Raw genomic sequence first — 25751 nt, 5'->3', positions numbered from 1 at the left:
ACGGCCAGCACCCACTGCGACAAATTGGCATCTCGTGTCGGCAGGCGCGCCATTCAAGATCGGGCGGAAATTATTCTGCCGGTGTTGCAACTCGACTGTGCAGCCGGATCGTCGAGCCGGTCCTCAGGTCTCCTTGCGCAGCAAGCGCGGGAGGAGAAGCATGGCTGCGAAAGACATGATTGCGAGAGAAAACCAGGTTGCTGCGTAGACAAGGTGGCTGTTGCGGAACTGTATTACCGTCAGGCCGCCGACTGGATAGCCGCCGGTATTCGCCGTTGTATCGGCATCGATGAAATACGGCGCGAGCTTGGAAAGCCCCTCGCTTTCCCCGATCGCCTGCACATCGCGGGAATACCAATTGCCCGCCGATGGATTGTTGCTCCGCAGGAATGCCCCTTCAGGTTCGGAAAGACGCAGCAATCCGGTCACGGTCGTCTCGCCTTGAGGCAGCCCCTCCGACCGGGATGCCGGATCACGCCGATCCGGCGGCACGAAGCCGCGATTGATCAGGACGGTTCTGCCATCAGTCTGGGTGAGCGGTGTTAAGACCCAGAAGCCCGGGCCTCTTTCCGTCACGGCCTGAACGAGGGTTTCGCCGGAGTTGTCGAAGGTTCCATTCAGCGTCACATGCCGATATTCGGCATCTTCAGGGGTTGTCGCCGACCATTCGGCATCGCTCGGTGGCGCGACTGCCTGAGCATGGACACGTGCATCCACGCGGGCAATCAGGTCAAGCTTCCAGAACAGTCGCTGGACCTGCCAGCTGCCGAGTGCGGTAAAGACGAGAGCCGTAAAAAGCAGAAACGCCCGAAAGCCAAGATAAGATTTCACGGGCGTTTCCATTTCTCAAAATTTCTATGCCAGTCCGTCAGGTCTGGGTCGATCTAGTCTCAAGAGCAAGCTTAAGGCAAGTTCTTCATCATCTCGGGCGACATGACCATCATGTTCGAGTTGAGATGATGCATGACCCAGAGCGAGCCGATCAGCGCGATCGCCACGATGATGACCGTGAAGATCAACGCCATCATCGTCCAGCCGCCTTCCGACTTGGTGTTCATGTGCAGGAAGTAGACCATGTGGACGACGATCTGGATCGCGCCGATGATCATGATTGCCGAAACGGTGGCAACCTTGCTGTCCAGCACGTCGCCCATGACCAGCCAAAAGGGAATGGCCGTCAGGATCACCGACAGGACGAAACCCGTCACGTAGCTCTTGAAGGAGCCATGTCCGGCTTCGTGGCCGTGGCTATGGCCGTGATGGGCTTCGTGCGCATCTTCGTGCGAGGTGGAATTGGTGGTCATCCGACGACTCCCATGAGATAGACGACAGAGAATACGCCGATCCAGACGACGTCGAGGAAGTGCCAGAACATCGAAAGGCACATCAGGCGGCGGCGGTTTTCGTGGATCAGGCCGTGCTTGGAGACCTGAACCATCAGCGTCACCAGCCAGATGATACCGAAGGTGACGTGCAGGCCGTGCGTTCCAACCAGCGTGAAGAAGGCCGACAGGAAGGCCGAACGCTGTGGCGTCGCTCCTTCATGGATCATGTGATAGAACTCATAGAGTTCGATACCCAGGAAGGCGAGGCCGAACAGGCCGGTAATGCCGAGCCAGAACAGGGTCTCCTGCTTGGCGCCGCGCTCCATCTGCAGCATGGCGAAGCCGTAGGTGATCGACGAGAAGAGCAGCATGGCAGTGTTGATCGCCACCAGCTTCAGGTCGAACAGATCGGCCGGGGCCGGGCCGGCCGCATAATTGCGGCCGAGAACGGCGTAGGTGGCGAACAGCGTTGCGAAGATGAGGCAGTCGCTCATCAGGTACAGCCAGAACCCCAGGTTCGTGCTGCCTTCCGGATGGTGGTCTTCCTCGAGATAGAACTGCGGCTTTTCCGCAGATTGGCTCTGAATATTGCTCATTGTCACACCTGCTTCGCCAGCAGTTCCGTCCGCTTGGCTTCTTCGGCCGAAACGGTTTCCGCCGGGATGTAGTAGTCACGCTTGTAGTTGAAGGTATGGGCGATCGCGATTGCGATAATGGCGACGAAGGATACGGCTGCCAGCCACCACATGTACCAGATCAGGCCGAATGCCAGGACAACGTTGAGCGCTGCCAGGATTGCACCCGTGCCGGTATTCTTCGGCATATGGATCGGCTTGAAGCCCTGAAGCGGACGCGAGTAACCGCGGTTCTTCATGTCGTACCAGCTGTCATGATCATGCACGACCGGCGTGAAGGCGAAGTTGTATTCCGGCGGCGGCGAAGACGTCGACCATTCCAGAGTACGGCCATGCCAGGGGTCGCCGCTCTCATCCTTAAGTTCCTCGCGCTTGATGTAGCTGACGACGAGCTGGATGATGAAGGACAGGATGCCGATGGCGATCATGCCGGCGCCGACGGCGGCGATAATGAACCAGATCTGCAAAGACGGATCTTCGAACTGGGACATGCGGCGGGTAACGCCCATCAGGCCGAGCACGTAGAGCGGCATGAAGGCGAAGTAGAAACCGACGAACCAGAACCAGAAGCTCATCTTGCCCCAGAAGGGATCGAGCTTGTAGCCGAAGGCCTTCGGGAACCAGTAGGTGACGCCGGCCATCAGGCCGAACAGCACGCCGCCGATGATCACGTTATGGAAGTGGGCGACCAGGAACAGCGAGTTGTGCAGCACGAAGTCGGCCGGCGGAACCGCCAGCATGACGCCGGTCATGCCACCGATGACGAAGGTGACCATGAAGCCGATCGTCCACAGCATCGGGACTTCGTAGCGAACACGACCGCGATAGATCGTGAACAGCCAGTTGAAGATCTTTGCGCCCGTCGGGATCGAGATGATCATGGTGGTGATGCCGAAGAAGGCATTGACCGAAGCGCCGGAACCCATCGTGAAGAAGTGGTGCAGCCAAACGATGTAGGAGAGGATCATGATCACGCAGGTTGCGTAAACCATCGAGGCATAGCCGAACAGGCGCTTGCCGGAGAAGGTCGCAACCACTTCGGAGAAGATACCGAACGCCGGCAGGATCAGGATGTAGACTTCCGGATGGCCCCAGATCCAGATGAGGTTGACATACATCATCGGGTTGCCGCCGAGATCGTTCGTGAAGAAGTTCGTACCGACATAGCGGTCGAGCGACAGCAGAACGAGCGTAGCGGTCAGGATCGGGAAGGTGGCGACGATCAGGATGTTGGTGCAGAGCGAGGTCCAGGTGAAGACAGGCATCTTCATGAAGGACATGCCGGGGGCGCGCATCTTGACGATCGTGGCGATCAGATTGATGCCTGAAAGCGTCGTGCCGACACCGGCAACCTGAAGTCCCCAGATGTAATAGTCGACACCGACGCCCGGGCTGTAATCCGCGCCCGAAAGCGGCGGATAGGCCAGCCAGCCGGTGCGTGCGAATTCACCGACGAACAGCGAGATCATGATGATGATCGCGCCTGCAGTGGTCATCCAGAACGAGAAGTTGTTGAGGAACGGGAAGGAAACGTCGCGTGCACCGATCTGCAGCGGCACGACGTAGTTCATGAAACCCGTCACGAACGGCATCGCGACGAAAAAGATCATGATCACGCCGTGGGCGGTGAAGATCTGGTCGTAGTGATGCGCGTTGAGGTAACCCTCGTTGCCGTTGAAGGCGATCGCCTGCTGGATACGCATCATGATGGCATCCGCGAAGCCGCGCAGCAGCATCACGATGGCCAGGATGATGTACATGATGCCGATCTTCTTGTGGTCGATACTGGTAATCCAGTCGTGCCACAGCGGCCCCCACCATTTCATGTAGGTGATAAGACACAATACAGCGATGCCGCCCAGTGCAACGGCACCGAAGGTCGCGACGAGAATGGGCTCGTGATAGGGGATCGATTCGAGTGTCAACCGACCGAAGATGAACTTCAGGAGGTCTGGATCAGAAAGCATGGGACAACCCGTTCATTGATGTCATACGACGCAAAGCGCCAGGTTTAGTTGTTGTTGAGCTGGGCCGGCGCCGGCCCCTCGTTATTCGTTGCCGGAGCCGAATGACCGGCTTCGTGCGGAGCGTCTTCACTCTTGGCCGGCTCGCCCGATGCGGGGGTCGTAGCCCCGATGGCTTCAGGGGCAGGGCCGTGGCCTGCGGAATAGTGCTCCAGGTGACGATTGTCGTAACGCAGCTTTTCGCGGTTCTCGTGGCTCTCGATGCCGCCGCCGCCCATCATGTCGATATGCATCATTTCGTTCATGCACATCCGGCCGTCTTCGGCACACATGTTCAGAACGCGCTGATAAAGACCGTCGGCGACCGTGGCGTAATAACGGACCGGTTCGCGCTCGCTCGGCTTTTCGAGCTTCAGGTACGCGTCCTGATTGAGTGCGGTGCCGTTCTGCTTGACGCGGGCAATCCAGCCGTCGAAGCCGTCCTGGTTCAAGCTATGGAACTTGAAGCGCATGTGCGAGAAGCCTGCGCCGCTGTAGTTGGACGAAAAGCCATCGAACACGCCTTCCTTGTTGATGACCGCGTGCAACTTGGTTTCCATGCCCGGCATGGCGTAGATCATGCCTGCCAGCGCCGGAACGTAGAACGAGTTCATCACCGATGAAGAGGTGATCTTGAAGGTGATCGGGCGGTCGATCGGTGCCGCCATCTCGTTGACGGTGGCAATGCCGTATTCCGGATAGAAGAACAGCCATTTCCAATCCAGCGCCACGACTTCGACTTCCAGCGGCTTGGTGCCTTCCGGAATGCTGCGCTCTGCGTCGATGCGATCGAGCGGGCGGAACGGGTCGAGCTTGTGGGTGCTGATCCAGGTGATCGCACCGAGCGCGATGATGATTGCCAGCGGTGCAGCCCAGATCACCACCTCGAGACGGGTCGAATGGTGCCACTCAGGGTCGTACTTGGCCTTGGTGTTCGAGTGGCGATAGTGCCACGCGAAATACAAGGTCAAGAACAAGACCGGCACGATGATCAGCAGCATCAGCGCCGTCGATACGACGATCAGGTCGGCCTGCTGCTGAGCGATATCGCCCGATGGAGACATGACCACAAGGTCACAGCCCGCCATGAATGGGAGGATAAGTAGGAGGGAAAGCTGGCAAAGACGCCTTACGATTGGGGACATTGATCTGCTCAAATTTGCTTTTTATCTAGTTCGCCTATCGGAGCGTAGCCCCGATCTCCATGAGGTGTTTCGTCGCAGTGCTACATTTTTTCGCACCACAAATCACCACCTGCTCCACTTGGTGGAGGGCGGCCCTGCGGCGCGCAATCTAGACCATAAACTTGACGGAAGACAGGGGTCTTGGGTTGTGATGCTGACGATTGTGGCGGAATTTGCCATTTTTCGTATATTCACAAATTCTCAGTCAAAATCTTGATTGACAGCAAGTTCGGCCAACATACTCATTGTTGCAATGACGCGAAGGAGGACGTTAGTCATGGCAGAGGCAACAATTCCGGCGACGGGTCCGTCGTCATCGGCGCTTGAAAGGGATGCAAGGCATATCCACGATGACAAGCCGATTTCGGCAGGTAACATCGCCATCGGTGTCGTGATTGGCCGCACATCCGAATTTTTTGACTTTTTCGTGTTCGGTCTGGGCTGCGTGCTCGTTTTCCCCCGTCTGGTCTTTCCGTTCGCGCCCGACCCGGTCACGGCTACGCTTTATTCATTCGCCATCTTCTCGCTCGCCTTTCTTGCAAGGCCCGTCGGGTCATTCGTGTTCATGTGGATCGATCGTACCTTTGGTCGAGGTACCAAGCTGACGACGGCCCTTCTCATTCTTGGCGGATCGACGGCGTCAATTGCCTTCCTGCCGGGTTACGAATCGATCGGCATGTGGTCGGTTGCGCTTCTGGCCCTGTTCCGTCTCGGCCAGGGTTTTGCGCTTGGAGGTGCATGGGATGGGCTGGCCTCGCTCCTGGCGATGACGGCACCGCAAAACCGCAAGGGTTTTTATGCGATGATCCCGCAACTGGGTGCGCCGGTCGGTTTTGCGCTTGCCAGCCTCCTGTTCGGTTATTTCATAGTCAATCTTTCCGATGCCGATTTCCTTGATTGGGGTTGGCGTTTCCCGTTCTTTGTCGCCTTCGCGATTAATGTGGTGGCCCTGTTTGCACGGTTGCGCATCGTCGCATCGCATGAATTCGGCGCTGCGCTCGAAAACCATGAGCTTGAGGCGAAGCCGATCGCGGAAATGCTGCGCCTCCATGGCTTTGACGTCGTTCTCGGCGCTTTTGCGCCCTTGGCGAGTTTTGCAATGTTCCATCTGGTCACCATTTTTCCGCTGAGCTGGGTGACCTTGTATGGTGGTCAATCGGCAGGCACCTTCCTGTTCGTCCAGGTTCTGGGTGCGCTCTGTGGTTTCGCGACAATCGTCTTGTCCGGCTTCCTTGCAGATCGGTTCGGACGCAGGCAGCAGCTTCTGATCGGCGCCTTCATCATCGCCATCTTCAGCTTCACGGCGCCATTCCTGCTTGATGCCGGAGGCGTGGGACAGGCGGCGTTCATTATCCTGGGCTTCGCGATCCTGGGCCTGTCCTTCGGTCAAGCCTCCGGTTCGGTCTCGTCGCGCTTCAGTGCAGGTTACCGTTACACGGGGTCTGCCCTGACCTCCGACCTTGCCTGGTTGATCGGTGCGGGTTTCGCGCCGCTTGTGGCGCTGGGCCTCGCCAGCAATTTCGGTATCATCTTTATCGGTGGCTACCTGATCTCGGGCGCGATCTGCACGATATTGGCGCTTATTCTCAGCCGTAAGATGGATGTCGTAGACGTTCCGGCGCGTCGATAACGAAAATGCGGCGGCGGGGCGGATCTCTGTCCCGCCGCATCGTCGCTGTCGTAATAATTTCCAGCGACGGTAACCGCTGTGCCAAAGGCGTTTCACCCCGAACGCTGTCATCGTTCTGTAGAAAATAGTTGATTTGGCGCTTGCGCTCATCATGAACCTATGGCAATAGGCCGCTCACCAACGACGCGGGATCAACCGCGCCGCTCAGATGCTGCTATAGCTCAGGGGTAGAGCACTCCCTTGGTAAGGGAGAGGCCGAGAGTTCAAATCTCTCTAGCAGCACCATTTTCCTCCCGATATCACAAATACTTAAAGCACGGATATTGCGCCGGAAAACATGGCCGCCGTTGCCATAGGCAGACGATGGCGCTATCGTTTGGCGCACAACGCCGGTGCTTGAGGGAAAGAGATCTGCGCGATGAGGCTCCTCCGGGCGTTTTTCCATTTTCTGAGTTTTGCAGCGCTCGCTGCAGCCGTCCTCGTCGGCACGATCGATGCGATCCAGTCCGTCTCGTCATCCGATGTGGTGCTGACCAGTCTCGGCAATGCCTGGCTTAATCTCGATCCGGAAAGTCTGACACTGGCAGAACTGTCGGCCGATGACTATATGAGCGCAGATATATGGCGACCCTATGTGGCGCCGGTTCTGGCGCAGCCTGCCGGTGTCATGTTCCTGGTCCTTGCACTGCTTTTCTGGATGATGGGCTACAAGAGAACGTCTTTCGCAGGGCGCTTTTCAGCCTGAACCGGCAAGCGGTGCCTGGGAGGCATTCAGTCCAGGGAAAAACAGATAAACAATGTCGCCAAAGATGGAGGCAGAAATGTTCCTGAACGAGATCTTCAGCAAGAAGACTGTAATGCCCTCTGAGCAGACCGCTCTGCCAGGACGGCCGCAAGAGATCCCGACATCCGAGATCCATTTCGTCAATGGCCACGCCCTCAAGAGCCCTTATCCGCATGGTCTGGAAGTGGCTTATTTCGGTATGGGCTGCTTCTGGGGTGCCGAGCGCCTGTTCTGGAAAGTGCCGGGCGTTTACGTGACTGCGGTCGGTTATGCAGGCGGTATCACGCCCAACCCGACCTATCATGAAACGACAACCGGGCTCACCGGTCACGCCGAAATCGTCAAGGTCGTCTTCGATCCGAAGATCGTCTCCTATCGCCAGTTGCTCAAGCTGTTCTTCGAGGAACATGATCCGACCCAGGGCATGCGGCAGGGCAATGATATCGGGACGACCTATCGCTCCGCGATCTACACGACGAGCGAAAGCCAGGCCGAACAGGCGCGCGAGGCGCTGGATGTTTTCCAGGATGCGCTCAAAAAGGCTGGACGTGATACGCCGATCACCACGGAACTCGCGCCCGTGCCGACATTCTATTATGCCGAAGACTATCATCAGCAGTATCTTGCCAAGAATCCGGCCGGGTATTGCGGTCTCAAGGGCACCGGTGTGTCCTGCCCGGTCGGTCAGGCGGCTTGAGGCTGTGATAAAGTGATCTTGAACGCCGCGGATTTGTGCAGGTCCGCGGCAAATTCATGCAGGCTGCCAAAGGGATAGGCGTTTTTACCGGATGAAAAAAATCTGGTGAATTTTTCTGGCGCACATGCAAGAGTAGGTATAGCCAAGCCTTCTAAGAGGGGGCGGTAACCGCAAGGCGTTCGCTGGCCGGACCCGCGGGAGGACCTAACATTAAAAAAGCAAGGCTGCACCATGAAGAAAACCCTTTTGAGCCTTCTCGCCGTGGCTGCGATGTCGACGACAGCGCTGGCCGCCGAGATCAAGCCGGCGCTGGTCTATGGCACTGGTGGCAAATTCGATAAATCCTTCAACGAGGCTGCCTATGCAGGCGCCGAAATGTACAAGAAGGAAACCGGCACCGATTACCGTGACTTCGAGCCGACCAGCGATACGCAGGGCGAGCAGGCGATCCGCAACTTCGCAAGCCGTGGTTACAACCCGGTCATCGCCGTATCCTTTGCCTGGACTTCGGCCATGGAAAAGGTTGCCGGCGAATTCCCGGATACCAAATTCGTCATCGTCGATTCTGTCGTTGATCTGCCGAACGTCCGCTCCGTCGTTTATAACGAAGCCGAAGGTTCCTACCTCGTCGGCCTTCTCGCCGGCATGGCCTCCAAGACCGGCAAGGTCGGCTTCGTCGGCGGCATGGATATCCCGCTGATCCGCAAGTTCGGCTGTGGTTACGTTCAGGGCGCCAAGTCCGTGAAGGCCGATATGCAGGTCTTCCAGAACATGGTCGGCACCACCGGTGCTGCCTGGAACGACCCGGTTCGCGCCGGCGAACTCACCAAGAACCAGATCGATCAGGGTGCCGACGTGATTTACGCGGCAGCCGGTGCATCGGGCCTCGGTGTGCTGCAGACCGCAGCAGACAACAAGAAGCTCTCGATCGGCGTCGACAGTAACCAGAACCACGTTCACCCGGGTTCGGTTCTGACCTCGATGGTCAAGCGCGTCGATCTGGCCGTCTACAATGCCTATAAGGACGCCGCTGAAGACAAGTTCACCGCAGGCGTCCAGTCGAACGGCATCAAGGATGAAGGTGTTGTCGCTGCGATCGACGACAACAACAAGGCTCTGATCACGCCGGAAATGCAGGCCGCGCTCGACAAGGCGAAGGCCGATATCATTGCCGGCACCGTCAAGGTGCATGACTACATGACGGACAATTCCTGCCCGATGTAAGTCAAGGATCGAAGGGGCGCATGGTGGAACTGCCGCCATGCGCCCTTTTTGCATATCAAGAGCAAGGTCGGACCATTGAGCCTTCAGTCTTCAGCGAATGAGCCCGCGATCGAGCTTGTCGGCATCGACAAGAAATTCGGCGCAGTCCATGCGAACAAGAACATCAACCTTTCCGTCGGCAAGGGATCCATCCACGGCATCATCGGCGAAAACGGCGCCGGAAAGTCGACGCTGATGTCGATCCTTTATGGTTTCTACCATGCCGACGAGGGCGAGATCCGTATTCAGGGCAAGCCGGTCACGATCCGTGACAGCCAGGCTGCGATTGCGGCGGGCATCGGCATGGTTCACCAGCATTTCATGCTGGTCGAGAATTTCACCGTGCTGGAAAACGTCATGCTCGGCGCCGAAGGCGGGCAGTTGCTTGCCAAGGGTGTGGCAGGCGCGCGCAAGGAGCTGAAGCGGCTGGAAAAGGATTACGGCCTGGAAGTCGATCCGGATGCGGTGATCGAGGAGCTGCCGGTCGGCAGCCAGCAGCGTGTCGAAATCCTGAAAGCGCTTTATCGCGGTGCCGAAATCCTCATTCTCGACGAGCCGACGGGTGTTCTGACGCCTGCTGAAGCCGATCACCTCTTCCGTATCCTCCAGGTCCTGCGCGATCAGGGCAAGACGATCATTCTCATCACCCACAAGCTGCGCGAGATCATGGCGATTACCGACACGGTCTCGGTCATGCGCCGCGGCGAGATGGTCGCCACCCGCAAGACTGCCGAGACGACGGTTGCCGAACTCGCCGAACTGATGGTCGGTCGCCGCGTGCTGCTGCGTGTCGAAAAGGGCGACGCCAATCCCGGCCCGGTGCTTCTGTCGGTGAAGAACCTGACGGTGAAGGACGGCCGCGGCGTCACCATGGTCGATGACGTCTCCTTCGATGTCCGCGCTGGAGAAATCGTCGGCATTGCCGGTGTTGCCGGTAACGGTCAGTCGGAACTGCTCGAAGCGCTTGCCGGCATCCGCAAGCCGGTCTCGGGAGAAATCCTGATTGACGGCAAGCCGGTGGAGGCAGCCGACCCCGCTCTTCTGCGCCAGCTCGGCCTCGCGCATATTCCCGAAGACCGCCACCACATGGGGCTGGTGCTGAAATTCGAGGAATACGAAAACTCCATCCTCGGTTACCACCACGACCCGCGCTACGGCCACGGCGCGATGCTGGATCTCGACGCAATTCGAAGACAAGCCGAGGAGCAGATCGAAAAATACGATATCCGCCCGCCGAACCCGCGGCTGAAGACCGCCAATTTCTCCGGCGGCAACCAGCAGAAGATCGTCGTTGCCCGCGAGATCGAGCGCGATCCGAAAATGCTTTTGATCGGCCAGCCGACCCGCGGCGTCGATATCGGCGCGATCGAGTTCATTCACCGTCGCATCATCGAGATGCGCGATGCCGGCAAGGCGGTGCTTCTGGTCTCGGTCGAACTCGACGAGATCCGTTCCCTGTCGGACCGCATCCTCGTCATGTTTGCCGGCAAGGTCGTCGGCGAAAAATCGGCGGATGCGGATGAGCAGACACTTGGCCTGATGATGGCGGGGATCGCAGCGTGACGGTCTCTGTTTTTACTAGAATTTCGGAGTATGGGATGAACGAGGCACGGGTCGAAACCGGGCAAAAGGGGAGGGGCGCATGAGCACGGCTTCCGTTCCATTGCCCGCCTGGATCAATTACGGCGTCATTCCGCTGTTGAACCTCATCCTCGCCTTCTTTTTCTCCGGCCTCGTCGTCTGGGCGATCGGCGAAAACCCGTTCGAGGCGCTGAATTTTCTCATTCAGGGGGCGCTCGGTCGCGGTGATGCGATCGGCTTCACCCTGTTTTATGCCACAAGCTTCATCTTCACCGGCCTGTCTGTTGCTGTCGCCTTCCATGCCGGACTGTTCAACATCGGCTCCGAAGGTCAGGCCTATGTCGGTGGTCTGGGGGCGGCGCTCGTTGCCCTCTCGCTGGATCATTACGTACCGTGGTATGTGACCATGCCGTTTGCGGTCATCGGTGCAGCGCTCTTCGGTGCCGCCTGGGCCTTCATCCCCGCCTGGCTGCAGGCCAAGCGCGGTAGCCACATCGTCATCACCACCATCATGTTCAATTTCATCGGCGCGGCGCTGATGGTCTATCTTCTGGTCAATGTTTTCATCGTGCCGGGCAAGATGGCGCCGGAAACCCGCACTTTTCTGGCCGGCGGACAATTGCCCAAGCTCGACTGGCTGATGGCGCTGTTCGGCATGAAGCTTGGTCCGGCGCCGTTCAACGTCTCCTTCATCATCGCGCTCGTGATGTGTTACCTCGTCTGGCTGCTGATCTGGCGCACCAAGCTCGGTTATGAAATGCGCACGCTGGGCGTCAGCCCGACGGCTGCCATTTATGCAGGCATTCCATACGTGCGCACCGTCATCATCGCCATGCTCATCTCCGGCGGCTTGGCCGGTATGATGTCGCTCAACGCGGTCATGGGGGCCTCGGCCCGTCTTCAGGTGGAATTCGTCGCAGGCGCTGGCTTTGTCGGCATCGCCGTTTCGCTGATGGGACGAAGCCATCCGGTCGGCATCATCTTTGCGGCGCTGCTGTTCGGCATCCTCTATCAGGGCGGTGCGGATCTCTCCTTCGAAATGCCGAATATCACCCGCGACATGATCGTGGTCATCCAGGGTCTCGTCATCTTCTTTGCCGGTGCGCTGGAATATATGCTGCGCCCGGCCATGGTGCGGCTCTACCAGACGGCGACGGGGAAATAAGCCATGGAATATTTCGATACGTTCGTCAGCATTATGGGATCGGCGATCCGCCTCTCCATCCCGCTGCTCTTCACCGCATTGGCAGGCCTGTTCTCCGAACGGGCCGGCATTTTCGATATCGGCCTTGAAGGCAAGATGCTGGCATCCGCCTTTGCCGCCGCCTGCGCTGCCTACTGGACCGGCAATGCCTGGGCGGGGCTTGGTGCAGGCATCCTGATCGCGATCATCTTTTCCATGCTGCACGGTTTTGCCTCGATCACCAATCGCGGCAACCAGATCGTTTCCGGCGTGGCGCTGAACTTCATTGCGGCGGGTCTCACCATCGTGCTCGGCACCGCCTGGTTCAACCAGGGCGGCCGCACGGGGCAGGTGCCGCCGGAAGGTCGCTTCTCCGGCATCATCCTGCCGGGTGCCGACATGATGCGCGATGTGCCGATCATCGGTCCACTTTATGCCAATGTAATTTCCGGCAACAACATCCTCACCTACATCGCCTTCCTCATGGTGCCGCTCTCCTGGTGGGTCCTCTATCGCACCCGTTTCGGCCTGCGGCTTCGCGCGGTGGGCGAAAATCCGGGTGCGGTCGATACGGCAGGCGTATCGGTCGTCTGGCTGCGCTACCGGGCACTGATTGTCACCGGCTTCCTTGCAGGCTTTGCCGGCACCTATCTGGCGATCGCCCAGTCCGCCGCCTTCATCAACAACATGTCGGCCGGTAAGGGTTATATCGCGCTCGCCGCTCTGATCTTCGCCAAGTGGAAGCCGGTGCCGGTCATGTTCGCCTGCCTGCTGTTCGGTTTCCTCGATGCGTTTGCCAATTTCATGCAGGGCAAGTCGCTGCCGATGATCGGCGAGGTTCCGGTGCAGATCTTCCAGGCGCTGCCCTACATCCTCACCTGCGTCCTGCTGGCAGGCTTCATCGGCGTTGCCCGTCCGCCCAAGGCCGGCGGCGTCGCCTATACAAAGGAGCGTTGAGATATGTCTCACGAACTGTTCGAAGCCGCCCGCGAGGCGATGACTAAGGCTTACGCGCCCTATTCGAAATTCCCGGTCGGGGTTGCTCTCAAGGCCGATGACGGAAAAGTCTATCTCGGCGCCAATATCGAGAACCTGTCCTTCCCGCAGGGCTGGTGCGCCGAACCGACTGCGATCGGCGCCATGGTCATGGGCGGCGGAAAGAAGATCGTTGAACTGGCGGTGATCGCCGAAAAACTGCCGCTCTGCACCCCCTGCGGCGGCTGCCGCCAGAAGATCTCGGAATTCGCTTCGGCTGATACGCGTATCTATCTCTGCGACGAGGCAGGTGTGGCAAAGACCGTCACCATGGCCGAACTGCTTCCCTACGCTTTCGAAACGGATGTCATCGGATGACGACGGTAACCGATCTGCTGGTCGAGCGGCTGGATGGCCTCGTGCCGCGTGTGGCGATCGTACTTGGCTCCGGTCTCGGTTCGCTGGTCGAGGGCGTTACCGATCAGGTCCGAATTTCCTATCGCGAACTCGAAGGCTTTCCGGTGAGCGGCGTCACCGGCCACGCGGGTGAACTTGTAGCCGGTTATCTCGGCAGCCAGCCGGTCATCATGCTGTCCGGCCGCGCGCATTATTACGAGCATGGCGATGCCAAGGCCATGCGCTTTCCGATCCAGGTGCTTAAAGGCCTCGGCGTCCAGTCGCTGATCCTCACCAATTCGGCCGGCTCCGTGCGGGAGGACATGCCGCCAGGCTCGGTCATGCAGATCACCGATCACATCAACTATTCCGGCATGAACCCGCTGATCGGCGAACATGGCGATCAGCGCTTCGTCGGCATGACCAGCGCCTATGATGCCGATCTGGCGGTAAAGATGCGCAACGCGGCGATCCGCGCCGGCGTGACGCTTTATCAAGGCGTCTACATGTGGTTTTCCGGCCCGAGTTTTGAGACGCCGGCGGAAATCCGCATGGCGCGCACGCTGGGTGCCGATGCCGTCGGCATGTCGACCGTGCCGGAAGTCATCCTCGCCCGTTACTTCGGCCTCAAGGTTGCGGCCGCCTCGGTCGTCACCAATTACGGGGCGGGCATGACCGGTGCTGAACTCAGCCACGAGGAAACCAAGGACATGGCGCCCGTCGGCGGCGCTCGTCTGGCCTCGGTCCTGCGAGAAATGCTCAGCCACAGCACCTGACTTATCAAGGCCATAGCGGCGAGATGCCACATTTCGCGACCTATGCGGGTTGAATCAAATCGGTTCAACGCTAAAACTTGCACTCTAATCCAAAGCGGAGGACACCATGGAACTGCAGAGCCCGCGCGAGGCTGCGGCATTTGCCCTGTCTCTTCTCGACCTGACGAACCTGCGTGAAGATTGCGACAATGCCGCGATCGAAAACCTGTGCCTTCGCGCGCAGACGCCTTACGGCAACAGCGCCGCAATCTGCATCTGGCCGCGCTTCATCGCCCATGCCCGCAGCATTCTCGGGTCCGGCCATCCGGTCAGGATCGCGACTGTCGTCAATTTCCCCTCCGGTGATCTCGCCGTGTCCGAAGTGGTCGCGGAAACGAAGAAAGCCATCGAAGACGGTGCCGACGAGATCGATCTCGTCATTCCCTACAAGGCCTTGATCGCCGGTGATGAGGCGGCTGTTACGACGATGGTCGAGGCCGTCCGCGCCGCCTGCCCGCAATCCACGCTGAAGGTCATTCTGGAAACGGGTGAGCTGAAGGATAAGGCGCTCGTCAGTCGCGCTTCAGAACTGGCGATCGCCGCCGGTGCCGATTTCATCAAGACCTCCACCGGCAAGGTGCAGGTCAATGCCACGCTGGAAGCGACCGACATTATGCTTCGCGCCATTCGCGAATCGAAGGCAAAAGTCGGCTTCAAGCCTGCGGGCGGCATTTCCACGGTTGCCGATGCCGATCTTTACCTGCGTCTTGCCGAAAGCATCATGGGTCAGAACTGGGTCATGCCTTCCACCTTCCGTTTCGGCGCTTCGAGCCTGCTCGATGATATTCTGGCGGTTTTGAGCGGCAGCACCGCGCCGCGCGCCGCTGCCGGCTATTGACCGACCGGCATGCTGCCGCAGGAAATCATCCGCCATAAGCGAGACGGTCACGATCTTTCGAGAGAAGAGATCGCGGCCTTCGTCGCTGGCGTCACGGATGGAGCGGTGTCGGAAACGCAGGCAGCGGCCTTCGCCATGGCTGTCTTCTTTCGGGGCATGTCCAGAAATGAAACGATAGACCTGACGCTTGCCATGCGCGACAGCGGTTCTGTCTTGAAATGGGACAATGTCGATCGCCCGATCGCCGACAAGCATTCGACTGGCGGCGTCGGAGATAACGTCTCGCTGATGCTCGCCCCCATCGCGGCGGCTTGCGGCCTCGCCGTGCCGATGATTTCCGGCCGCGGCCTCGGCCATACCGGCGGCACGCTCGACAAGCTGCAATCCATTCCCGGCTATGACATCGCGCCGGATCAGGCGCGTTTTTACAAGGTCGTGCAGCAAGTCGGCTGTGCGATCGTCGGCCAGACATCGGATCTGGCACCCGCCGACCGCCGGCTCTACGCTATCCGCGATGTCACCGCGACGGTCGAATCCGTGCCGCTGATCACCGCCTCGATCCTGTCGAAAAAGCTTGCCGCCGGCCTGCAGACGCTACTGATGGATGTGAAGGTCGGCTCGGGCGCCTTCATGCAGGATATCGGCGAGGCCCGGATTCTGGCCCGCTCGCTGGTCGATGTGGCAAACGGCGCGGGCGTGCCAACCGTTGCACTCATCACCGATATGAACCAACCGCTGGCCGATGCTATGGGCAATGCGCTGGAAGTGATGAACTGCGTGGATTTTCTCGCCGGCCGCAAGGCAGGGACACGACTTGAGACGATCGTCATGGCTGAAGTCGCCGAGATGCTGGTGCAGTCGTCCCTCGCATCAACTGTGGAAGAGGGCAGGGACATGGCGCGCTCGGCTCTCTCCTCCGGCCGGGCGATGGAAATTTTTGCCCACATGGTTCATGCGCTCGGCGGTCCTGCCGATCTCTGCGAGCATCCGGAAGCTTTTCTGCCGAAAGCACCCGTCATTCTGGACGTGCTTGCCCCGGCCACCGGTTATCTTGCCGCCTGTGATGGTCGCGCCCTCGGGCTTGCCGTGGTGGATATGGGCGGCGGCCGCCGCAAGACAACCGACACGATCGACCACAGCGTCGGCTTCGATCACATCCTGCCGCTGGGGTCTGCTGTCGAAAAAGGGCAACCGATCGCACGCGTTCACGCATCATCCCGCGAACAGGCGAAACGCGCAGGCGAGGCTTTTCTCGCAAGCTACACGATCTCGGAAAGCGGACCGGAACCGTCGCCGATCATCATCGAGCGGATCGGTTGATCGCCGGCCTCAATTGGCAAGCGTCAGGCTGCCACCCTTGACCTGGTAGGATTTCAGCTTGGTCAGAAAACTCATGCCGACCAAAGTGGTGCTCAGCGCTTCGTCGCGCAGCACCATGGCATCGACGTCACGTACTCGCACATTACCGATCTCCACGCGGTCGAGCACGACATGCGCGGCTAACGTCTGCCCGTTCGCCGTCTGCATCGGGTAGCGGAAGTCGAGGCTGTTGGCACCATAACCCAGCGTCCGGGCCGTGCGTTCATTGATCGCCACCACCGAAGCGCCGGTATCCACCAGGCCGGTAACGGATTTGCCGTTCAGCCGGAACGTGCCGATGAAGTGGCCGCGCCCATCGGCGTTGAGAACCATCGTCCCCGGCGTAAGCGATGGGGCCTGCGGAGTTGCCACAGTCTGCGGAGCTTGAGAGGGAGCCTGTACCACCGGCTCCTGCTGTGCCGGGCCTGTGTGTTCGAGCAGGGCAGGGATCTGCGTCGCCACGACGATGGCGACGGCTGCGAACATGGCGGTGCGAATAAGCATGGGTCGATCCCTTACATTCAGGCAAAACATGCTAGGCCGCAATGGTTACGAAAAAGCGGCCTGACCCTTTCGGATCGGCCGCCTTCTTCATCATTGGTTAGGAAACCCTGAAAACCTTATTTCGTACCGTACATGCGGTCGCCGGCATCGCCGAGACCCGGCACGATATAGCCCTTCTCGTTCAGGTGGCTGTCGATCGACGCCGTATAGATCTTCACGTCAGGATGCGCTTCCTGGAAATTCTTGATGCCTTCCGGTGCCGCCAGCAGGCAGAGGAAGCGGATATTCGTCGCACCGCGCTCCTTGAGCTTCTGGATCGCGGCGATTGCCGAATTGCCGGTCGCCAGCATCGGATCGACGACGATCAGCAGGCGCTCGTCGAGGCCATCGGGAGCCTTGAAGTAATATTCCACCGGCTGCAGCGTATCGTGGTCGCGGTAAAGACCGATGTGGGAAACGCGGGCCGAAGGTACCAGCTCCAGCATGCCTTCCAGAAGACCGTTGCCGGCGCGCAGGATTGAAACGAAGACCAGCTTCTTGCCTTCCACGATCGGCGACTGCATTTCGGTGATCGGCGTTTCGATCGTCTCCATGGTGAGGTCGAGATCGCGGGTCACTTCATAGCAGAGCAGCATCGAGATTTCCCGCAGCAGCCTGCGGAAACCGGCGGTCGACGTCTCCTTTTTGCGCATGATCGTCAGCTTGTGCTGCACCAGCGGATGATTGATGACTGTGACGCCGTCCATGACCTTTTATCCTTTTCGTTGCTTGTCTCTTCTTTTTCGAAAAACGTCCTGTTCTGCAAGGGGCGAGATCATGCTCTCCGCACCATCCCCAGCCTGAACCTCAAGTTTGCGCGTCGAAACGCTGCAGCAATCCCGCTTTCGTGCCGTCGTCCACGAATGCCGCCTCAAGCGCCGTGCGGGTCATCTGGTTGATCTCCGCATCTCTCATCCCCGTCACCTGCGCGGCGATCTCGTATTCGCGGGCAAGCGACGTGTCGAAGAAGGGCGGATCGTCGGAATTGATGCAGACCCTCACTCCAGCGTCCTTCAGCCGTTTCAGGGGGTGGCTGTCGAAATCGGCAAACACGCCAAGCGCGATATTCGAACCGGGGCAGACTTCGAGCACGGTGCCGAGTTCCGCCAGCCGTGCCACCAGCGCTTCGTCTTCGACAGCCCTGACACCGTGGCCGATACGGGCTGGCTTTACCAGATCCAGTGCATCGATAACGCTGAATGGCCCGCACACTTCTCCTGCATGGATGGTGAGCCCCAGTCCCGCATCGCGGGCGATGTCGAAGGCGCGGGCATAATCGGCCACCCGCCCCATCCGCTCTTCGCCGGCCATGTTGAAACCGGTAACCAGAGGATTTTTCGCTCGCGCCGCATATTCGGCTGCCGAAATGACCCGATCAGGCCCGAAATGCCGCTCGCCCGTGACGATGATCCGCGCCTCTATGCCGGTCTTCTCTTTCGCGGCAAGAATTCCGTCGCAGATACCGGCGAGATAGGCATCCGCGCCAAGCCCGATCCGGTCGCCATGGTCCGGCGAAACGATGATCTCGCTATAGATCGTGTTGATTGCGGCGAGTTCTGACAGATAGGTCTCGGTCAGAAGCGCATAGTCCTCTTCCGTTCTGAAAAGAGCAGCAACCGCGTCATAGGCGATCAGGAATTCAGAAAAATCGCGCCATTGATACGCGCCGTCCCGCAGGAATGCGCTGGTGTCTACGCCATATTTGCGTGCCTGCTTTTCCGTCACGCTCGGCGGCGCGGCACCTTCGATATGGCAATGGATTTCGGCCTTCAGAAGATGCTGCGTCACAGGAAACTCCATCCATGCCGCCCGGCGGGAATGCTAAGATGCGCCGCGATCGTTTCGCCGATATCGGCATAGGACGACCGAACCCCGATCGAGCGGGTGCGGATGCCGGGGCCGAAGGCCATGATCGGCACGCGCTCGCGGGTATGGTCGGTGCCGCGCCAAGTCGGATCGCAGCCATGGTCGGCGGTCAGAATTACCAGATCACCCGGTTTCAGCCTGCGGTGAAAATCCGGCAGGCTCAGGTCGAAGGCTTCGAGCGCTGCGGCATAACCCGGCACATCGCGCCGATGACCATAGATCATGTCGAAATCGACGAAATTGGTGAAGACCAGATCGCCATCCGCGGCCTCGTCCATGGCGGCAAGCGTCGCGGAAGTCAGCGCCGCATTGCCGTTTGCCTTGATCACGCGCGAAACGCCCTGATGCGCAAAGATATCGCCCACCTTGCCAACGGCGTGAACGCTGCGGCCGGCCTCCACCAGCCGGTCGAGCAATGTCGGCTCCGGCGGCAGCACGGAGAAATCGCGCCGGTTGCCGGTCCGTTCGAAAGTCTCCGCCGTCTCGCCGGTAAAGGGGCGCGCGATCACGCGGCCTATATTGAGCGGATCGAGCAGGCCGCGCACCACCTGGCAAAGCTTGATCAGCCGCTCCAGCCCGAAATGCGTCTCATGTGCGGCGATCTGGAAGACGCTGTCGCTCGACGTGTAGCAGATCGGTTTTCCGCTTCTGATATGCTCCTCGCCAAGCCTTTCGATGATTTCCGTTCCCGAAGCGTGGCAGTTGCCGAGAATACCGGGGATTTCGCCATCCTGGCAGATCGCCTCCACCAGTTCCGGCGAAAACGCATCGCCTTCAGTCGGGAAATAGCCCCAGTTGAACATGACGGGCGTGCCGGCAATCTCCCAATGCCCCGAGGGCGTATCCTTGCCGTTCGATTGTTCGCTCGCCGCGCCATACAGCCCGAACAGCCGTTCGGGCAGCGGCATCCCCGCCGGGTAATTACCGCTCGCCATCTTGGCGATATCCATCAGCCCGAGCGACGTCATGTTGGGAAGTTTCAGCGGTCCTTGCCGCAGGCCTGCCCGGTCGGCGGCGCCTGCAGCGCAGAATTCAGCGATATGGCCAAGTGTGTTGGATCCCAGATCGCCATAATCAGCTGCGTCACGCGCGCCACCAACGCCGAAGGAATCCAGTACAAAGAGAAAGGCCCGCGCCATCTGTCACCAGTGATTTGATTGCCATTTTGTCCGGCCTCGTGACCGGACTGAATCGACGAACATATAGTTCGTGGATGCGGTTGGCAAAGACCTCGGTCAGTTGGAGAGAGGGCTGGCGTCGTGGACTTGAAGCCTCAGCACCCGTCGCAGGTGATGCTCGTCCCTACACGCTGGCGATAGTAGAATTCGCGGTTCAGCGTAATTGTCTGCAGGTTGCTCGGCATCAGCCCCGGCATGAACATCAGAAGTTGATGCGTGACGGAAACCTCAGCCCGAACCAGAAACGTGCTGGGAGCACGCATGTCGGTTGGTACATTGACCGAAGAGCCGTTGGAATAGGGCCGCATCCCATCCTGCGCCCAGGACCAGGCGACGGTCGGGTTGCTGGAGGCGTCGAGCGTTACGCCGGTAATCTTCACCTTCAGGTTTTGAGGCTTGTAGGGCGTGAAGATCGCGTTGGCGACGCTGGTCATCTGCTGCAGGTCGCTTGTGGTTACCTTTGACTGTTGTGTCACCAGGTCCGCGACCGTGCTGGCCGTTCGGGTCACGCGTTTCGATACGCTAAGCCCGATCGTCAATTCGAAAGACGTGATGTAGAGGAAAAGCAGAAGCGGTGCGATGAGCGCGAATTCCACGCCGCCTATCCCCCGGACATCTTTGGTGAAGCGCCGCATCTGGTCAGTCAGCGGCAGGCTTGAGAGAATTTCTCGCAATCTCGCCTGCATCATGGATAATCCTCGTTCTTGAAGGCTGAGGTTTCCACGATTAGGAAATATTTGGAGCCGCCTGTCGGACCGACATTGGCAATATAGGGACGAAGCAGGTCGGTCGTCACGTCCCATTTGTAATAGGCGCGCAGCATGTTCCTGGTGCCTGAGCCGCCCGGTGCAAAACTGAGGCCCGTCGTATTCAGGTCCCCGTTTGCCATCGGGATCGTCGTCGGCATGTCGGAGAAGTTGGTATAGGGTTTTGCGTCCAGCCAGAGTTTGTTGGGGGTCGCGATCTCCGCTTCGCTGCACTGGATCAGGATCGAGATTTCAGCACAGAAGGCACGACGGAACTGGGTTTGGTTCATGTAAGTGGTTGCAGCCGAACTGGTCACTGTAATGTTGCCGGTCCGCAGCTTACGGCCCATCGTATCGACGCCATTGGCTACCAGCTGCTCGGCCGTATAGGCGACGAATGTCTCGATGATGGCGAAAACGATCAGGAAATAAGGGATGGCGAGAAGAGCGAATTCGATCGCCGCCGCCCCGTCTTTCGAGCGGAATAGCTTTTTCAAGCCGGATTTTTTTGACTTCGGCGCAGTCGAGCCGGCCATTGGCGAATGATCCTGATGCATCTCTTCCTGTCCACTTGCGCGGCGGAAGTGATTACGGACCATAATCAACGATTATTGAAAATCCGTTTCCCGACTGATGCAAATTGGTGCATTCTTGGGTGTCAGGGCGTCTTGCTGGTTGTGTCGAATTCGGCGTGCTGTTCGCAGTTCGGCGTGCAGGAAAGCACGGTGCGTTCCGTCTGCTTGAACACCCGCACGGTATTTCCCTCATCGATGGAAACCAGAACACGCTCGTCGGCAATCGCATTGCCGTCCTGGTCGAGAAGCACGAGATTGGTGGTACCGAAGCTGCGTCCGGTCAGGACGATCGTCGTTGAATCCGCAACCGTCGCATCCGCCACTTCCGAATTGCCGACGATGACCTTGGCAACCGGCCGGTCAAGCTTCAGCACGCGCGCCTGATTCATGAAGACGCGCAGGATATCTTGCCCGTTATCGGCAGCATATGCGCCGCCGGCAATAAGGCTGGAAGCAAGCGTGAAGGCGGCTAGTACGAGACGCAGCGCCATTTTAATGGTCCTCAGGCGGATTTCGATGTGAACAGAAGATGACGCTGATTGGTGAATGAAGCCTTAAGCGGCCGCGAAAGCTCCACTTGTCTCATATTGACCTTCGTCAACCACCGGCAAAGCGGTTGCAACAGGCGTCCGGAAAACAATTAACTCACTGAATTATATGTACTTAGAAAGCCGGTGTCGGCATGTTGCCGATACTGGAAAAAACACTGCATTTCCGTCAGGATCTATTTACCACAGTGCTCGTAACTGCCCCGTTTAATAATCCGGTAACGCTCCTCTTTAAGTGGTTGGCAATCGTCCGCCTGTAATTTCCACATCAACCGAGCAACGGAAAAACAAGTTGTCGGTCAAGTGCTGAACAACAATTGTGTGGAGTAGGAGAGTCACATGTCCAAGATTTTCGCTCGTTTCCGTGAAGATGAATCCGGCGCAACTGCCATCGAATATGGCCTGATCGCCGCCCTTATCTCTGTTGCTATCATTGCTGGCGCTTCGACGCTCGGCAATTCGCTGAACAGCCAGTTCGCCAACATTTCGACCAAGCTGAGATGCGGTGCCGGCACGACTTCTTGCTGAACCTAGTAGCTGCATTCGGGTAGCACTTATGACAACGGTTGAAGCCGTCCGGTGTCGGGCGGCTTAAACCTTTTTCAGCGATATCGGAAAAAGCTCAATGCTGAATGACATTGTCGCCATATCTGTGCTTGCAGCCTTTCCCGCCGCTCTTGCCGCTGCGGCGATGAGCGACTTTCTGACGATGAAAATATCAAACCGGCTATCGCTCGCTCTGGTTGCCGCGTTTTTCGTCCTGGCTCCGCTTGTCGGTTTGCCATGGGCTGATCTGGGCATGAGCCTCGGAGCGGCCCTCGTCGTTTTTGCCGTATGCTTTGCGCTCTTCGCCGCCAATGTCATGGGTGGCGGCGACGCCAAGCTCTTGACCGCGGCCAGCCTCTGGTTCGGATTTGACCAGTCGCTTGTCACCTTCCTCGTTCTGGTTGCCTATGCAGGCGGCGGGGTGACGCTGCTCTTTCTGCTTTTGCGTGCCCGTGCTGACCTTGTGATGTCGATCGGCATCCCGCTTCCCGTCTCGGTTGTCGGCACCAAAAAGATCCCTTATGGCATCGCCATCGCGCTGGGGGGCTTGATCGCCTTCGGAGCATCGCCCGTCGCAATACTGGCGCTCAAGGCGTTCTGAAGCTGCTGATCACTATCGCAACCTTGCGTTAACCAGCATTGTAAGCTTCTCATTAACTATAATTACACCATTGCCGCCCATTCTGTCGGGAAGATCAAAGATTCTTCTGGGACATGGCAATGAAGCCCGCTCGCATCATCATCCTGACGGTGGCCGTCGTGGCAGCAGGCCTCGCTGGCCTCTTGGCCATGAACATGTCTGGCCCTCAGGCACCGCAGCTGGTGGAAACGGTCGTCAAGGAGCCGACGGTCGGCGTTCTGGTGTCAGCCGATAATCTGCCTGTCGGCAGTCGTTTGAATGACAAGTCGGTCGAATGGCTGGACTGGCCGCGCGGTGCTGTCGCCGAAGGCCTTATTACCAACGAGGCGCGGCCAGATGCGATCAAGGAGTTTGAAGGCTCCGTCGTCCGCCTGCCGATTTTCAAGGGTGAGCCTTTGAGGGCTGAAAAAGTGGCGGACTCTTCCAGCCGCATCATGTCCTCGCTTCTGCCGTCGGGCAAGCGCGCGGTCGCCACCGAAATCTCGGTTGCGACGGGTGCTGGCGGCTTTGTCCTGCCCAATGACCGGGTCGATGTCATCATGGTTCGCCAGAACAAGGATGCCGGTGGCGGTTATGTCACCGAAAACGTCCTGAACAACGTCCGCGTCCTGGCCATCGACCAGAACATCCAGGAAGCGCCGGATGGCAGCAAGGCCGTCGTCGGCACGACCGCAACCCTTGAGCTTACGCCGGATCAGGCAAAGGTCATCGCGGTGGCCCAGCAGATGGCGGAGCGACTGACGCTCGCCCTGCGGTCCGTGGCGGATGCGCAGGAAGCAGATACCGATGCCGCCGACTACCTTCTGCATGGAGGTGGCAAGGCGGATATCCAGGTCATTAAGTCGGGGTCGATCATCACCGGCTCGACGCAGGCCAATTGAACGGAGCGATGAGGTTTATGATTTTGAAACGCAAGACCCGCGCAACCGTATCGACCGGCCTGGCAGTCTGCCTGGCCTTTGCCGGTATTCCGGAAAGCTTCGCTCCATCCTTCTTCGGTGTTACGGCCGCGGCCGCCGCCGATGGCGGCGTTATCCGCATCGCACAGGGCGGTGTCGGAGCCAAGCGCCGCCTGACGATCGGCCTGAACAAGGCTCTTGTCATCGACCTGCCGTCCGATGCCCATGACATTCTGGTCGCCGACCCATCGATGGCCGATGCTGTTACTCGCACGTCGCGGCGCATCTATCTGTTTGGCAAGACGGTCGGTCAGACGAACATTTTCGTCTTCGGCCCGGGCGGCGAGGAGATCGTCACCCTCGACGTGGAGATCGAGCGCGATATTTCCGGCCTCGAGGCAAATCTGCGTCGCTTCCTGCCCGATTCAAATATCAAGGTCGAAATCGTTTCGGACAATATCGTGCTCTCCGGTTCGGTACGCACGCCGCAGGATTCGGCCAAGGCAGCCCAACTCGCCACCGCTTTCCTCAAGGGCGGTGAGGCGACCACGCGAGAGATTACGGCGACGAGCGGCAATAACGGCGGCGATTCCGCAATTTACGCCGAAGGCCGTCAGACCTCCCAGGTCGTCAACCTTCTGTCGATCGAAGGCGAGGATCAGGTAACCGTGAAGGTCACGGTGGCTGAAGTCCGCCGCGAGATCATCAAGCAACTCGGCTTTGATAACATCTTCCGACGTAATGCTTCTGGCTCGGGATCAGGCTTATCCGTGCTTCGTGCTGACACCGGTAGCGACGGTATTGTGGGCCAATTGGCGGGTAACCTCGGCAAATTTAACTTTGACATGGTCATGAACGCTTTAGAACAGGCCGACGCGGTACGAACCTTGGCGGAGCCGACGCTTACGGCAATCTCTGGCCAGTCGGCCACGTTCAATTCTGGTGGTGAAAAACTTTATACGACGACTGGCGTTGATGGCGTAACGACCGTTACGCCTTATCAATACGGCGTATCACTCGGTTTCACGCCGACCGTACTGTCTTCTGGACGCATCAGCCTTCGTATCCAGACCAAGGTGTCTGAGCCCATTGCGAACGCTACTGGCATAGTCGATGAGTATCGCAAACGCGACGCGGAAACGGTTGTGGAACTACCATCGGGTGGTTCCATAGGCCTGGCAGGCCTTCTTCAGGATGAAATCCAGCAAAACATGGACGGAACCCCGGTCGCGTCGAAGGTTCCCTTGCTTGGCGCGATGTTCAGAAACAAGCGTTACGAGCGCAACGAGACCGAACTGGTCATCATTGCGACGCCTTATCTCGTCCGTCCGGTCAATCGTAACGAGCTCTCGCGTCCCGACGACAATTTCCAGCCCGCCAGCGATGCAGAAAGCGTGTTCTTCGGCCGGGTCAACAAGATCTACGGTCGCAAGGAGGCGTCTCCGCCGCCGGCGCCTTATCAGGGCAATGTCGGGTTCATCTACAAATGACCAGAAAAGCTCAGCTCAAAAACCTCGGCGGCAGCCGTTCGCAGGAAAGGCA

The 25751-nt window shown here is 58.8% G+C and carries 27 protein-coding genes and 1 tRNA gene; 16 read left to right on the top strand and 12 right to left on the bottom strand.

What is annotated here, in order from left to right; all coding sequences use genetic code 11:
- Positions 1 to 123 precede the first annotated feature (123 nt).
- From JNB91_RS10750 to cyoA, 5 genes are read right to left on the bottom strand one after another with little or no spacing between them, the layout of a single operon-like run.
- Entirely contained in the window at positions 124 to 843 is a 720-nt protein-coding gene (locus JNB91_RS10750) for an SURF1 family protein (RefSeq protein ID WP_220325505.1), read from the bottom strand.
- A gap of 59 nt (positions 844 to 902) precedes the next feature.
- A complete protein-coding gene (gene cyoD, locus JNB91_RS10745; protein WP_220325504.1) occupies positions 903 to 1304 on the bottom strand; it encodes a cytochrome o ubiquinol oxidase subunit IV in 402 nt (133 codons plus the stop codon).
- On the bottom strand, positions 1301 to 1921 hold the full coding sequence (gene cyoC / locus JNB91_RS10740) for a cytochrome o ubiquinol oxidase subunit III (protein ID WP_220325503.1): 621 nt from the start codon (positions 1919 to 1921) through the stop codon (positions 1301 to 1303). Before cyoC ends, cyoD begins: the two co-directional genes overlap by 4 nt.
- Positions 1922 to 1923: 2 nt before the next feature.
- Complete coding sequence (gene cyoB, locus JNB91_RS10735) at positions 1924 to 3927, bottom strand: cytochrome o ubiquinol oxidase subunit I (RefSeq protein ID WP_220325502.1); 2004 nt, start codon at positions 3925 to 3927, stop codon at positions 1924 to 1926.
- A 44-nt stretch (positions 3928 to 3971) separates the two neighbouring features.
- Positions 3972 to 5108: a ubiquinol oxidase subunit II gene (gene cyoA, locus JNB91_RS10730; RefSeq protein ID WP_220325501.1), complete on the bottom strand. Its 1137-nt coding sequence runs from the start codon at positions 5106 to 5108 to the stop codon at positions 3972 to 3974.
- Positions 5109 to 5424: 316 nt separating this feature from the next.
- Here cyoA and JNB91_RS10725 point away from each other — a divergent pair, with 316 nt between their 5' ends.
- The 12 genes from JNB91_RS10725 to deoA all read left to right on the top strand — a co-directional run bounded on the left by JNB91_RS10725 (position 5425) and on the right by deoA (position 16629).
- Positions 5425 to 6777: an MFS transporter gene (locus tag JNB91_RS10725; RefSeq protein ID WP_220325500.1), complete on the top strand. Its 1353-nt coding sequence runs from the start codon at positions 5425 to 5427 to the stop codon at positions 6775 to 6777.
- 210 nt (positions 6778 to 6987) lie between these two features.
- Positions 6988 to 7062, top strand: a tRNA-Thr gene (locus JNB91_RS10720).
- A 133-nt stretch (positions 7063 to 7195) separates the two neighbouring features.
- Positions 7196 to 7522 carry a hypothetical protein gene (locus tag JNB91_RS10715; protein ID WP_220325499.1) on the top strand — a complete coding sequence of 109 codons (327 nt, stop codon included), beginning with the start codon at positions 7196 to 7198 and terminating at the stop codon, positions 7520 to 7522.
- Between the two features lie 76 nt (positions 7523 to 7598).
- Positions 7599 to 8258, top strand: a complete 660-nt coding sequence (gene msrA, locus JNB91_RS10710) for a peptide-methionine (S)-S-oxide reductase MsrA (RefSeq protein WP_220325667.1) — start codon at positions 7599 to 7601, stop codon at positions 8256 to 8258.
- Between the two features lie 231 nt (positions 8259 to 8489).
- Complete coding sequence (locus tag JNB91_RS10705; protein ID WP_220325498.1) at positions 8490 to 9482, top strand: BMP family lipoprotein; 993 nt, start codon at positions 8490 to 8492, stop codon at positions 9480 to 9482.
- A gap of 75 nt (positions 9483 to 9557) precedes the next feature.
- On the top strand, positions 9558 to 11084 hold the full coding sequence (locus JNB91_RS10700; protein WP_220325497.1) for an ABC transporter ATP-binding protein: 1527 nt from the start codon (positions 9558 to 9560) through the stop codon (positions 11082 to 11084).
- 79 nt (positions 11085 to 11163) lie between these two features.
- Positions 11164 to 12267, top strand: a complete 1104-nt coding sequence (locus JNB91_RS10695; protein ID WP_220325496.1) for an ABC transporter permease — start codon at positions 11164 to 11166, stop codon at positions 12265 to 12267.
- Positions 12268 to 12270: 3 nt separating this feature from the next.
- Positions 12271 to 13242: an ABC transporter permease gene (locus JNB91_RS10690; protein WP_220325495.1), complete on the top strand. Its 972-nt coding sequence runs from the start codon at positions 12271 to 12273 to the stop codon at positions 13240 to 13242.
- A gap of 3 nt (positions 13243 to 13245) precedes the next feature.
- A complete protein-coding gene (locus JNB91_RS10685) occupies positions 13246 to 13638 on the top strand; it encodes a cytidine deaminase (protein WP_220325494.1) in 393 nt (130 codons plus the stop codon).
- Positions 13635 to 14432, top strand: coding sequence for a purine-nucleoside phosphorylase (locus JNB91_RS10680; RefSeq protein ID WP_220325493.1), 798 nt, complete (start codon positions 13635 to 13637; stop codon positions 14430 to 14432). Before JNB91_RS10685 ends, JNB91_RS10680 begins: the two co-directional genes overlap by 4 nt.
- Positions 14433 to 14538: 106 nt before the next feature.
- Positions 14539 to 15309 carry a deoxyribose-phosphate aldolase gene (deoC, locus tag JNB91_RS10675; RefSeq protein ID WP_220325492.1) on the top strand — a complete coding sequence of 257 codons (771 nt, stop codon included), beginning with the start codon at positions 14539 to 14541 and terminating at the stop codon, positions 15307 to 15309.
- 9 nt (positions 15310 to 15318) lie between these two features.
- Positions 15319 to 16629 (top strand): thymidine phosphorylase, encoded by a 1311-nt coding sequence (deoA, locus tag JNB91_RS10670; protein WP_220325491.1) that lies wholly within the window; start codon positions 15319 to 15321, stop codon positions 16627 to 16629.
- 9 nt (positions 16630 to 16638) lie between these two features.
- On the opposite strand, the gene JNB91_RS10665 is transcribed toward deoA, so the two are convergent.
- From JNB91_RS10665 to JNB91_RS10635, 7 genes are all read right to left on the bottom strand, one after another.
- Positions 16639 to 17172, bottom strand: a complete 534-nt coding sequence (locus JNB91_RS10665) for a TIGR02281 family clan AA aspartic protease (protein WP_220325490.1) — start codon at positions 17170 to 17172, stop codon at positions 16639 to 16641.
- Between the two features lie 116 nt (positions 17173 to 17288).
- Positions 17289 to 17918, bottom strand: a complete 630-nt coding sequence (upp, locus tag JNB91_RS10660; protein WP_220325489.1) for a uracil phosphoribosyltransferase — start codon at positions 17916 to 17918, stop codon at positions 17289 to 17291.
- A gap of 100 nt (positions 17919 to 18018) precedes the next feature.
- Entirely contained in the window at positions 18019 to 18999 is a 981-nt protein-coding gene (locus tag JNB91_RS10655) for an adenosine deaminase (RefSeq protein ID WP_220325488.1), read from the bottom strand.
- Positions 18996 to 20216 carry a phosphopentomutase gene (locus tag JNB91_RS10650; RefSeq protein WP_220325487.1) on the bottom strand — a complete coding sequence of 407 codons (1221 nt, stop codon included), beginning with the start codon at positions 20214 to 20216 and terminating at the stop codon, positions 18996 to 18998. Before JNB91_RS10650 ends, JNB91_RS10655 begins: the two co-directional genes overlap by 4 nt.
- Before the next feature lie 134 nt (positions 20217 to 20350).
- Positions 20351 to 20944, bottom strand: coding sequence for a TadE/TadG family type IV pilus assembly protein (locus JNB91_RS10645; RefSeq protein ID WP_223218136.1), 594 nt, complete (start codon positions 20942 to 20944; stop codon positions 20351 to 20353).
- Positions 20941 to 21537, bottom strand: a complete 597-nt coding sequence (locus JNB91_RS10640; RefSeq protein WP_223218145.1) for a TadE/TadG family type IV pilus assembly protein — start codon at positions 21535 to 21537, stop codon at positions 20941 to 20943. The genes JNB91_RS10645 and JNB91_RS10640 overlap by 4 nt, the downstream gene beginning before the upstream one ends.
- A gap of 122 nt (positions 21538 to 21659) precedes the next feature.
- Positions 21660 to 22067: a pilus assembly protein N-terminal domain-containing protein gene (locus JNB91_RS10635; protein ID WP_220325486.1), complete on the bottom strand. Its 408-nt coding sequence runs from the start codon at positions 22065 to 22067 to the stop codon at positions 21660 to 21662.
- A 396-nt stretch (positions 22068 to 22463) separates the two neighbouring features.
- Here JNB91_RS10635 and JNB91_RS10630 point away from each other — a divergent pair, with 396 nt between their 5' ends.
- The 4 genes from JNB91_RS10630 (at position 22464) to JNB91_RS10615 (ending at position 25699) form a co-directional block, all read left to right on the top strand.
- On the top strand, positions 22464 to 22652 hold the full coding sequence (locus JNB91_RS10630; RefSeq protein ID WP_220325485.1) for a Flp family type IVb pilin: 189 nt from the start codon (positions 22464 to 22466) through the stop codon (positions 22650 to 22652).
- Between the two features lie 97 nt (positions 22653 to 22749).
- On the top strand, positions 22750 to 23271 hold the full coding sequence (locus tag JNB91_RS10625; protein ID WP_220325484.1) for an A24 family peptidase: 522 nt from the start codon (positions 22750 to 22752) through the stop codon (positions 23269 to 23271).
- Positions 23272 to 23390: 119 nt separating this feature from the next.
- Positions 23391 to 24191 (top strand): Flp pilus assembly protein CpaB, encoded by an 801-nt coding sequence (cpaB, locus tag JNB91_RS10620; protein ID WP_220325483.1) that lies wholly within the window; start codon positions 23391 to 23393, stop codon positions 24189 to 24191.
- 8 nt (positions 24192 to 24199) lie between these two features.
- On the top strand, positions 24200 to 25699 hold the full coding sequence (locus JNB91_RS10615; RefSeq protein WP_220325482.1) for a type II and III secretion system protein family protein: 1500 nt from the start codon (positions 24200 to 24202) through the stop codon (positions 25697 to 25699).
- Positions 25700 to 25751: the final 52 nt, after the last annotated feature.

Source organism: Aliirhizobium wenxiniae (genome assembly GCF_019511445.1).
Classification (GTDB): Bacteria; Pseudomonadota; Alphaproteobacteria; order Rhizobiales; family Rhizobiaceae; genus Neorhizobium; species Neorhizobium wenxiniae_A.
This window is presented reverse-complemented; position numbering and strand designations above follow the sequence as displayed.